This window comes from Coleofasciculus sp. C1-SOL-03, assembly GCF_040220555.1.
In the GTDB taxonomy this organism is placed as follows: Bacteria; Cyanobacteriota; Cyanobacteriia; order Cyanobacteriales; family Coleofasciculaceae; genus Coleofasciculus.
Genome location: NZ_JAVJUO010000125.1, coordinates 26593 through 38231 on the forward strand (window position 1 = coordinate 26593; position 11639 = coordinate 38231).

Genomic DNA, 11639 nt, shown 5'->3' on the forward strand with positions numbered 1-11639 from the left:
AGTAGCAGGCATGGCAGTGATTTACTTTCCTCTTTAAAATTTTTTTAAAGTATTATTGAGTGGATCGAACTCATAACGCTGGCTAAAATCAGTTTCACCAAATATGTTGAATGTATAGGTTGGTTTTGAGTCAATTCCTTTTTCACAAGGAATTGACACGATACTATGGATAGCATCTGGAGTAAAACCGATAATGTCCCCAGGCTTTAAGATCTGCTGACTAGCTTTCTTAATGATGGCGTGACCCTTTTTTAAGCCATCGTCTTGGCGACACCAAAAGGAATTGTGTTCGCAACCTGCCATTTCGTCTCCCAAGTATCCAACAATACTCCAGTTAGCATGATTATGTACGGGAGATCTTTGTGGTAACCAAGCAACTACCTGTATGATAAAAGGATAACCAGGCTCACCGTAAAGCGACTTGCCAGCAACACGCTGGTCTTGATCGGGAACTGGACAGGTTTCAGTTATCCAGGTCGCTTGTGTTAGGAAATGTCTAGTTAGCACTGCTGCGATCCGTATCCGTTCTAAGTCATCTGATACAGATTCCACTAGGTCGTCCAAATCACATAGAAATCGGTAGAATCGATAAGGATGACGCAGAGGAAACTGCCCTAAAGTTGCAGGTGGACTACCCATAGGACTGCATTTTCCATCTGCTTTTACTTCAAGGTTATATCCATGCAAAAATGTATTATAATTGACCATTATTGTGATCTAAATTTTTACATTAGTTTATAGAATTTTCAGTAAGAAAAATTCTGTAATTATCCCAGGATAAGTTGGTTTGCGTTTGCATTTGCATTTAACCAATTAAACTAGGATAATTAAATATGTCATTAAGATAGACTAGAACAAACAGGTTTATTCAAACCGTGACGTCAATTTAAAGGAGTATTTAAACAGAAGTATTTTTTATTAAAAACTCTGTCTAAAATTAGCCAACAAAGACGTCACTTTTAATTACCATTTTCTAGAAACCGAAACCGAATGCGACACTTTGAACCGCAGAGGCATGGCAGGTTCCACCTCCGCCAGCGATAGATTCCTCAACATCCTCTGATAAATTAGTGAACAATGAGTCAATGCTTTCACTAAAAATATTGTGAAATTCTTCATTTTTATTTGCGCTAATGAGGTCGATTGTTGACATTTTTTTCTCCTTGATTTAAGTTAATTCAAAAGTGGGGGATAAACAGTTAGGGGAAGTCGCTGAATTAGGGGATTCCCCCAACTTTATTGCCGAATTTGACTTGTCGATGATGAGATTGCTCTAAAAAACGCAAATTTTACCAATTCCCTAGAAAAATATCATGAAGCGAATTTTGTCAACTCTCTACTGAGGGAATTATTGGGGACAAAGTAAAAGTGAAACGGTATTAGAATTCCAACAGCTATACTGCACACGGTCACAATCTGAGCTGATGTCATGGTTCGCGTAGTCCTGAGCGGCGCTAAGGAATGCGAGTGAAGCATCTCTCCAGATTCTTCGCTCCGCTGTCGCTCCGTTCTCCAATGACAGATTAAGGGTAGGGAGATTGATCTTATCCGTGGCAGTGTTGGGGTGCTTGAGGCACTAAAGTGCCTACTACCAACGGGGGGAACTACCCTCAACTCAGCTACCTATGCTGGTAGCTAGATTTTATCTACAATGGGGGATAAACCGTTAGGGGACGTTGTTCAACTTCGGGGAATCCCCTAACTTTTTTACCGGGTGGGACTTGTCGATGGCTAGACCAAACTATGGACCTCAAGCGAAAAAACGGGCAAAGCGCCTGTTAGAAGCGTTGCTGGCTTACGCTAATGACGAGTGGGAGAATACAGAACATCTACAGATAAAGGTCAACTGGCAAAGTGAGAATCAGTTAGTTGTGAGAACAAAGGTGCGATTTCTCCAGGAACTGACATCCTTAGATCCCTATGAAGGCAAATTAAATAGCGAACAAATTAAAGAAGCGCTGAAACGGCTGGCAGATTTTGTCGAGATTCTGGAAGATAATCGTCCCGGAAAGAAAGGGTTGCATGATTGGCACTTTACCCTGAAACTCTGGCACAAACGGTACGATAAAGAGGCGATTATGCAACGGTTCAACCTAGAGTGGGAACGTCGCCGCCCTGAAAAGTCCAAACAAGTCGCCCCTAGTGCATCACCACCGCCTTCTGTAACTACGGGTGTGCAGCCACGGGAACAGAAGCGCGGGGTTGTAGGGGCGGGTTTTACTGATAACATTTTGGAGACAACCTCTAACTTAACTAAACCCGCCCTTCTTGGGAAACTACCCAATGGCCCAGTGGAACTCAATTCTCAATTTTATATAGAACGCCCTCCCATTGAGGAGCGTTGTTATCAGACAATTCGTCAAGCTGGGGCGCTGATTCGGATTAAAGCACCTCGGCAAATGGGTAAAACGTCGCTGCTAGACCGGATTTTAGACTATGCCGAACAACAGGGTTATGCCACAGTACGGTTAAATTTGCTGCAAGCTGAGGCAGAAGTCTTTAGCAGTCTGAATCGCTTTTTGCGCTGGTTGTGTGTCTGTATCAGTTCTAAACTTAAACTTGATGCTCAACTGGATGAGTATTGGGATCAGGATCGGGGTAGTATTGTTAATTGTACAACTTACATCCAAGATCATTTATTAGAACAACTAGATTCACCTTTAGTTTTGGCATTAGATGAAGCGGATCGGGTGTTTCAGTTCCCCGATATTGCACAAGGATTCTTTCCCATGTTACGCAGTTGGCATGAAGAAGCCAAGACGGTTGATAGTTGGGAAGAATTGCGATTAGTCGTGGCACATTCAACGGAAGATTATGGACCGTTGGATATTAATCAATCGCCGTTTAATGTGGGATTACCTGTAGAATTGCCAGAGTTTACCCCGCAACAAGTCGCCAATTTAGCTCAACGCTATCAACTGGATTGGGATGAGACGCAAGTTCTACAGTTAATGGCGATGGTAGGGGGACATCCGTATTTAGTCAGATTGGGACTTTATCACTTAGCCCATCAGGATGTAATGCTCTCCCAATTATTGCAAGATGCGCCAACAGAAGCAGGAATCTATGAGGTACATTTGCGCCGACATTGGGGAATGCTCAGAGAAAATGCGGAATTAGCCACCGCCCTCAAACAAGTTGTCAGTGCCACCGAACCCGTGCAAATCGAACCCATGCAGGCGTATCAATTATACAGTATGGGACTGATTCAGCGACAGCGCGATCGCGTCATGCCCCGTTGTCAGTTATATCGGCAATATTTTCAGCGAATTATATATTATAAATTATCCGGAATCCGACTATAGAGTAGCACTCTAAAATAGGGAGATGGGATGAATCATTAAACTTTTCGAGTACCTGATGGGGGAAACTAAAACCATTCGAGTTCCCTCCCAGTTACCTCCCTTGATAAGGGGAAGGTTAGGGAAGGATCTGTCTCAAGGTATTGGAGATTTGTCAGCTTACTTCTAAGCAAGATCCCCGACTTCTCCAAGAAGTCGGGGATCTGCCTGTGTACTTCACTTACTTGAAAAGCGCTGTAAGTTGACACCAATAACCCATATCGTCTTGGGTTTACCTTGTCTTTCTGATTCGTTTTCCTAGTTGGGGCAAAATAGCGCCAAACGTTCCCAAGGCTACTATACCCAGTAAAGAACTGGGTTCAGGAACAGATTTTTTCTCACACACCGATAAATCTGTGCCTTGAGCTACACAAACATTATCAAGACTGCCTGTGAAAGACCCTAAATTTGAAGAGTCAGAACGTCTGCCAATTGTCAAATCAATCGAGTTATTCAGAGAACCTTGTCGTCCCGTTGGATTAAAAGTGCCTGCCAACATCCCATCAAGATAAAACTGACCCCCATCTGTTTTATCTCGGTCAACTGTGACCGCAATATCATGCCATTCGCCATCAGCAACGAAGGCATTGCTGCCATAGTTTGTCCAGCCGTTTCCATCAGCCAGTTGAAACCCCAAATTGCCCTGACCTAGGAAAAATACGAATCCCTGAACTGGTCCTGATTGTTCGACTCTTTTGTCAACGATTACATCAAGCTGGCGGGACGTAGTTTTGATCCGAGCGCTAACCAATAAATCAGCGGTTCCGAAGTCTAGAGTAGCATTATCCGGAACGTCTACATAATCATTGAATCCATCAAACGTGGCAATTCCATTGGTGGGAAGCAATCCATTTTTATACGTTCCGTTTTGCGTTTATCCGGGCTTGCTATAACCAACGGGTAGATAATCCCGACTACCAACGCCTCACCTTTTGTCTGTTGGGAGTAGCAACACCATCGGATTTGATTGCGGATAAACAGCGGACGCCGTTTAATATTGGTCGGGCAATTGAGCTGACGGGATTTACTCTAGCGGAAGCCAAGTTAGCTTTAACTCAAGGATTAGCCGAGAATGTAGAAAATCCGGAAAGGGTATTAACCGAGGTATTGGCTTGGACAGGTGGACAACCGTTTCTCACCCAGAAATTATGTCAAATTGTCCGCAACGCTGGTGGAGATTCCCCCACTCTCCTGAACCAGGGGGAGAAAGAGTGGGTGGAACAGTTGGTACAATCGCATATTGTTGAGAATTGGGAAGCCTGGGATGAACCGGAACATTTAAAAACAATCCGCGATCGCCTCCTCTCCAATGAGCAACGGGCAGGCAGGCTGTTGGGATTGTATCAGCAAATCTTACAGCAAGGAGAAATTTCTGCTAATGATAGTTCCGCACAAGTGGAGTTGCGGCTATCGGGGTTAGTCGTCAGCCAGCAGGGGTATTTAAGAATTTATAACCCTATTTATGAGGCAGTTTTTAACCAAAGTTGGGTGGAGAAAGAATTAGTCTCTATGCGACCCTATAGTCAGGGGATTACTGCCTGGGAGGGATCAAATCGTCAAGATGAATCAGGGTTGTTGCAGGGGCAGGCATTGCAAAAAGCATTGGCGTGGGCAGCGAATAAAAGTTTAAGCGATCGCGATTATCACTTCTTAGCGGCTAGCCAAGAATTGGACAAACGAATGGCTTTGCAGGCACAGAGAAAGCAAAAGGAGGCAGCAGAACAGGCAAATCAGATATTGGTTGAGGCGACACATAAAGCCCAACGCACGATTCGCATGGGCTTGGGCATCCTGTTCGTTTCTTTATTTAGCGCAACGGTTGCAGGAATCGTCGTCAACTTAGTGATTAGAGAACTAAAACAGACGATGGAAAGTACTCGACTCGAACGGGTCAGTTTGCAAGCCTTGCAACGGTTTGAGGGTATGGGTGGCGAACTAGAAGGGTTACTCTTAGCCATGGAAGCAGGGCAAGCCTTACAAAAGCAAGCACAAGATAGTCGCCTCCCCCAAGATTATCTCACCACCCGCCCCGTTGTTACCCTACAACAAATTCTCAACAACATTCGAGAAAGGAATCAAATCAAAGGGCATCAGCGCCGAATATGGCATGTCAGTTTTAGTCCGAATAGTAAGTACATGGCGACGGCTTCATCGGATGGCACCGCCCGACTGTGGGACTTATTTGGCAATCAAAAAGCTGAATTAAAGGGACATCAGGGTTGGGTAACCCATGTCAGTTTTAGCCCCAATGGTGAATCCGTCGCCACGGCTGGGGAGGATGGTACTGCCCGGTTGTGGGATTTATCGGGGAAACAGCTTGTCGAATTCAACCAGCATCAAGGTCAAGTCTGGAGTGTCAGCTTTAGCCCCAATGGAGAATACATCGCCACGGCTGGGGAAGACGGTACTGCCCGGTTGTGGGATTTATCGGGGAAACAGCTTGTCGAATTCAACCAGCATCAAGGTCAAGTCTGGAGTGTCAGCTTTAGCCCCAATGGAGAATACATCGCCACGGCTGGAGAGGATGGTACCGCCCGATTGTGGAATTTATCGGGGAAACAGTTAATGGAATTCGGGGGGCATCAAGGTAAAGTCTTGAGTGTGAGTTTTAGCCCCAATGGTGAGTATCTGGCGACGGCTTCGGCTGACGGTACTGCCCGATTGTGGAATTTATCGGGGAAGCAGCTCGTGGAATTTCAAGGGGGAGTTCAGGGCGTAGTCTTGAGTGTCGATTTTAGCCCCAATGGTGAGTATATTGCCACTGCCCATGACGATAGCACTACCCGGTTGTGGGACTTGTCTGGCAATCAAATCGCTGAGTTGAAGGGGCATCAGGGTTGGGTAACCAGTGTTAGTTTTAGTCCCAATGGTGAGTACCTTGCCACAGCTAGTGAGGGCGGTATTGTTCGGTTGTGGGATTTGTTTAGCCACCAAAAAGCCGAATTTAGGGGACATCAGAGCTGGTTAACCAGTGTTAGCTTTAGCCCCAATAGGCAATACATTGCTACCGCTTCATCGGATGGCACTGCCCGACTGTGGGACTTGTCTGGTAATCACAAAGCTGAATTCAAGGGACATCAGGGTTGGGTAACCAGTGTCAATTTTAGCCCCAATGGAGAATACATTGCCACGGCTGGGGAGGATGGTACGGCGCGATTGTGGGATTTGTCTGGCAAGCAAAAAGCCGAATTCAAGGGACATCAGGACTGGTTAACCAGTGTTAGCTTTAGCCCCAATGGGCAATACATTGCTACCGCTTCATCAGATGGTACTGCCCGACTGTGGGACTTATCGGGCAAGCAAAAAGCTGAATTCAAAGGGCATCAAGGCTGGGTAACTAGTGTCAGTTTTAGCCCGAATGACCAGTATATCGCCACGGCTGGTGAGGATGGCACGGTTCGATTCTGGAACTTATCGGGTAACCCGCTAACGGGATTTAAGGGGCATCAAGACTGGATAACCAATGTCAGCTTTAGCCCGAATGGAGAATACATCGCCACGGCTAGTCATGATGGTACCGCGCGATTATGGGATTTATCGGGCAACCCGCTTGCGGAATTTAAGGGACATCAGGGTTGGGTAAGAAGTGTGAGTTTTAGCCCGAATGGAGAATACATTGCCACGGCTGGTGAGGATGGTACTGCCCGGTTGTGGGATTTATCGGGCAACCCGCTAGCAGAATTTAAGGGACATCGGAGTGCCGTAACGAGTGTCAGTTTTAGCCCCGACGGCAAGTACCTTGCCACTGCATCCAATGATGGCATCGCCAAGAAGTGGCGGGTTGAGGGATTAAATGAAATACTCTCTCGAGGCTGCAATTGGCTCAACTATTACTTTGTTACTCATCCTAAAGCCTTAGAAAAATTAGAGGTTTGCCAGTAGTCATTTAACTGGGTTGGCTCCATTCAATAAAATTCTCCACCTTCTCATTTATTGGACATAAAACGATTGTATTATCTTTATTGGGGACAGTAGCAGGATGCCTAGACAAATAAATCGCTTGAGAAACTATGCTTCAACAAATTATTATGGATTTATCGAGGATTCACCAAAGAATACTCGAAGTTTGCTCCCCCAGCTTGCCATAGTGCCATGGCACGTCTGGAACATGCTTCCCTTGCATCCTACCCCCACAACAAGACTTATTCAGTAGACCATGTATGAATATAAAGTCGGTGGGAGTCTCCCCGCTGATGCCCCCACTTATGTTTGGCGACAAGCCGATCGCGCTCTCTATAATGCCTTAAAAGCTGGTCTCTTTTGTTATGTTCTCAATTCTCGACAGATGGGCAAATCCAGCTTGCGGGTGCAAACCATGACGCGACTCCAGTCAGAAGGAATGGCTTGTGCTGCAATTGATTTAACTGAAATTATTAGTCCCGATATTACGCCAAGTGAATTTTATGGTAGTATTACCTATACCCTAGCTGATAGTTTTCAGCTCCTGGATAAAATTGGTGATTTTGATAGCTGGTGGAGCAACTATGAAACCCTGTCCAGTACCCAAGGATTAGTCCGATTTATTAAAGATGTTCTCCTTAAACATGAATCACTTTTGGGTAAAAAAATAATTATCTTTGTCGATGAAGTCGATAGTGTGCTGCGCTTACCCTTTTCTGTGAATGACTTTTTTGGTTTAATTCGCGCTTGTCACAATAATCGCGCTGATCAACCGGAATATAACCGCCTCACCTTTGCGATTTTAGGGGTAGCCTCACCGACGGATTTAATTCGTTCTCAAGCCTATAGTCTTCCCTTCAACTGTGGAGAAGCGATTGAACTAACGGGTTTTCGGTTAGAGGAAGCAGAACCGATTACCCAAGGGTTAACGGTTAAATCTGCTAATTCTCAGGAACTGATGAAAGCGGTACTCAGTTGGACTCAGGGACAACCCTTTTTAACCCAGAAACTCTGCAAACTGATTGTCGAGGCTGAGGATGCACCTCCCTTAGGACAAGAATCTCACTGGGTTGAGCAACTGGTGCGATCGCGCATTCTAGAAAACTGGGAAAGCCATGATGAACCGGAACATTTACGCACCATTCGCGATCGCTTACTCAGAAATGAACAACGCAGTCGTCCCCTGTTAAAACTTTACCAAACAATCCTATCTTCGTCTCATTCCACTGCCATTCAAGGGATATCTGATTTTGGGAATTCCCATCGATACGCAGAAATTATGGCAGATGATAGTTCTGAACAAATGGAACTGCGATTATCAGGATTAGTCGTCAAACAAGGCGGATTTTTAAACGTTCATAATCGCATTTATCGCGCAGTTTTTAATCCCAGTTGGGTGAAAAAGCACCTAGCCGCGTTAGAACCGGAACCCCAGCATTCAAAATTCCAGAAAACCCTGGCTGAACTGGAGCGAAAACTATTAGTGTCTCAACTGGCTTGTGTCGCCGATGGCAGAGATTCGGCACAGGCGTTGTATGAGGTGTTGCGAGATGTAACGTTACGCATTGGTGAGTTACTCAGCGCCGATCGCGCCACCATCTTTTTACTCAATGAAGATAAAACGGAACTGTGGTCAGTCGTGGCAGAAAACGAAGGCAGTGAATTCCTGGATATTCAGGTACGATTAGGGGAAGGCATTGCCGGGAAAGTGGCAAAAACGCGAAAATCCATTAATATTCGCTCGAATGTTTACCAAGATGCACGGTCTGATTTAGTTAAAGCCTATGACGATAAATATAACTATTATACCTATAATGTCTTGGCATTACCAATCGTTAATGATAACGATCAAGTTATTGCAGTTATTCAATTACTTAACAAATTAAAGCGTCCCAAAAACTCCGCTAATCAGGGACATTGGTTAATTAATCGCCACGGCTTTAGTCAACGCGATCAAAAGCAGTTATCCGAATTTGTTCCCGCCATCCGCCGCATTGTGGAAAGCTGTCAATCCTGTTATCGAGCCACGAAAAAACTGCGAGCCACCGCTGCGTTAGCCGAAGCCACTCGTTCCCTGGATAAAAGTAGTTTAGACATTCAAGAAATCCTGCCACGAATCATGGATGCGGCGAAGAAACTGATGAATGCTGACCGCAGTACCTTATGGCTTTTGGATCGCGATCGCCATGATTTATGGACGAAAATTCCCCAAGCGGATGGTTCCTTAACTCAAATGCACGTTCCTGTCGGTGTCGGATTTGTGGGTAAGGTGGCGAAAACGGGTCAACCGTTGAATATTCCCTTTGACCTCTATGATCATCCCGATGCGACGAATTCGCGCAAATTTGACCGCACTACAGGATATCGCACCTGTAGCTTACTCTGTATGCCTGTTTTTAACGCGGATGGTGAATTAATTGGTGTCACCCAATTGGTAAATAAACGCAAGTCGGGACAATTTCCCGCCTATCAACCCGACAATTGGCCCCAACCACCTGAACAATTTCAAGCCAGTTTTGATGAGCATGACTGCCAATCGATGCAAGTGTTTAATGAGCGAGTAGGGGTGATCTTACAATATGCCAAAACCCATGAAACCTTAAAGCAGTTTGCCCAAATTCAACCCAAGGAAGGGGTTCACAATACTCTGGTGATGCTGAATCAAGCGGTAGGCAATCATAGCGATGAAGTTATGCATAATATGCTAAACTTTATTGCCCAATCAGTGACCAAGACCTTGGATACTGAACGGACGACAATTTTTGTCTTTAACAGCGACAACCAGGAGTTTTGGTCGTTAATTGTCGATGATCAAACCGGAAAATTAAGGGAAGTTCAGCTTACGACTGAGAACTCATTAGCCTCTGGTGGTAAACCAACGCGACAGCGAGTTAATCCGAAGCATCCCAGCCTCTCGACATTACTGCAAACGGCTACGCCTAAATTTCAGGAGTATCTGATTCATAGTCATTTAGTCTATCCTATTGTCAATTCGCAGCAAAATGTGGTCGCATTGATTGAATCAATTAATAAACTTAAACCGGGGAGCGATCGCGGCACACCGTTATCTGAACGCCTTGACCCTAAAGGGTTTCGCAAAGCCGATGAAAAGCAATTAGCTCAATCTATCCCCTCAATTCTGCCGATTCTGGAAGGCGTACAATCCTTTTATCGAGAAATGCGGATTATTCAGGGACGCCAAGCGATCGATGCGTTATGGTTAGCGATTAGTTCGATTAGTCAAGGGAATTGGACATCTCAGGAAATTCTGCAAAAAGTCATGGATGCGGCGCAAACGTTGACCAATGCTGATCGCAGTATCCTGTGGTTAGTTAACCGTCAACACGGTGACTTATGGACTGAACTTCCTGGTGTGGGTGAAATTCGCTGTGAAATTGGTATGGGGTTTGCGGGTCAAGTGGCAGCATCTGGTAAACTAATGATGATTCCCTATGACTTGTATGACCATGATGGCGCATTACACGCCAAACAAATGGATCTAGCCACCGGATATCGCACCTATAGTTTACTCTGTATGCCTGTTGTAAGTCGCGATGGAGAGTTATTGGGGGTGACGCAGTTACTCAACAAGCGCAAACGGGGGAATTTCCCAGAGGATCACCCGGCTGATTGTCTTGATGTCCCTGATTATTTTAAGACCAGTTTTAATGAACGCGATCGCCGATATATGGAGATATTCAATAATCAAGTCGCCGTTATTGTTCAAAGTAATCAACAGCAGGATGTCTTGAAAAGTGAAATTTTGGGGAGACTGTCTAGAGCGTCAGTTTAGTAACTAAAGTTAGGGATTAAATCCATTGTCTGGTTTCCCTTTAGACACGGTAGGGTCTGGGTTTGGCACAATTGTAGGGGCGGGTTTAGGGACTCAATTCAAATATTCACCAATAATGGAACAACAAAACCCGCCCTCCCCACCATTAATGGAACAACAAAACCCGACCTCCCCACCATTAACGGAACAACAACACCCGACCTTGCTCACCGATAACTGAATGAGGACAAGATCCCCGACTTCTTGAAGAAGTCGGGGATCTGAGCATATAGCATTTCACAACTCAAACAGGATGGCTATATTAAACCTGTACTTGGTAATTTATCGCCGTTCCTTGGGGCGATCGCCTTCAAAGGGTTGAACACCTGTATCTGGATATTCATCATCGTTAGCGCCAAAAATTCGCTTGACGCCTCCCCAGAGGTAATCAAACATCTCCTGTACTCGTTCTAAAACTGTCATAGCTTTCCGATATAATTTTGCTAACTTATGCTAACAATGCACTCTAAAAGACAAGCTCTTAGAGAGGGGATATCTCCCAAAGCCCGTAGGAAAATCCCACGGGCGCCGTTAATGTCCCTGTCCATCCGAAATCCATCACCACC

The 11639-nt window shown here is 45.2% G+C and carries 7 protein-coding genes; 3 read left to right on the top strand and 4 right to left on the bottom strand.

The features are described from left to right. Nucleotides 1-33: 33 nt before the first annotated feature. On the bottom strand, nucleotides 34-708 hold the full coding sequence (locus tag RIE73_RS19400) for a cupin (RefSeq protein WP_446402741.1): 675 nt from the start codon (nucleotides 706-708) through the stop codon (nucleotides 34-36). Between the two features lie 265 nt (nucleotides 709-973). Beyond that, nucleotides 974-1153: a hypothetical protein gene (locus tag RIE73_RS19405; RefSeq protein ID WP_446402742.1), complete on the bottom strand. Its 180-nt coding sequence runs from the start codon at nucleotides 1151-1153 to the stop codon at nucleotides 974-976. 574 nt (nucleotides 1154-1727) lie between these two features. Here RIE73_RS19405 and RIE73_RS19410 point away from each other — a divergent pair. Next, nucleotides 1728-3305: an AAA-like domain-containing protein gene (locus RIE73_RS19410; RefSeq protein WP_446402743.1), complete on the top strand. Its 1578-nt coding sequence runs from the start codon at nucleotides 1728-1730 to the stop codon at nucleotides 3303-3305. 268 nt (nucleotides 3306-3573) lie between these two features. On the opposite strand, the gene RIE73_RS19415 is transcribed toward RIE73_RS19410, so the two are convergent. Then, complete coding sequence (locus tag RIE73_RS19415; protein ID WP_446402744.1) at nucleotides 3574-4188, bottom strand: LamG domain-containing protein; 615 nt, start codon at nucleotides 4186-4188, stop codon at nucleotides 3574-3576. On the opposite strand from RIE73_RS19415, the gene RIE73_RS19420 reads away from it, so the two are divergent. Next, on the top strand, nucleotides 4152-7223 hold the full coding sequence (locus RIE73_RS19420; protein ID WP_446402746.1) for a WD40 domain-containing protein: 3072 nt from the start codon (nucleotides 4152-4154) through the stop codon (nucleotides 7221-7223). The two genes, RIE73_RS19415 and RIE73_RS19420, sit on opposite strands and share 37 nt — an antisense overlap. Nucleotides 7224-7497: 274 nt before the next feature. Next, the gene (locus tag RIE73_RS19425; protein WP_446402745.1) at nucleotides 7498-11034 is read left to right on the top strand and encodes a GAF domain-containing protein; all 3537 of its coding nucleotides are present in this window, start codon (nucleotides 7498-7500) and stop codon (nucleotides 11032-11034) included. A 321-nt stretch (nucleotides 11035-11355) separates the two neighbouring features. Here RIE73_RS19425 and RIE73_RS19430 read toward each other — a convergent pair whose 3' ends face one another. Next, a complete protein-coding gene (locus tag RIE73_RS19430; RefSeq protein WP_446347200.1) occupies nucleotides 11356-11496 on the bottom strand; it encodes a hypothetical protein in 141 nt (46 codons plus the stop codon). Nucleotides 11497-11639: the final 143 nt, after the last annotated feature.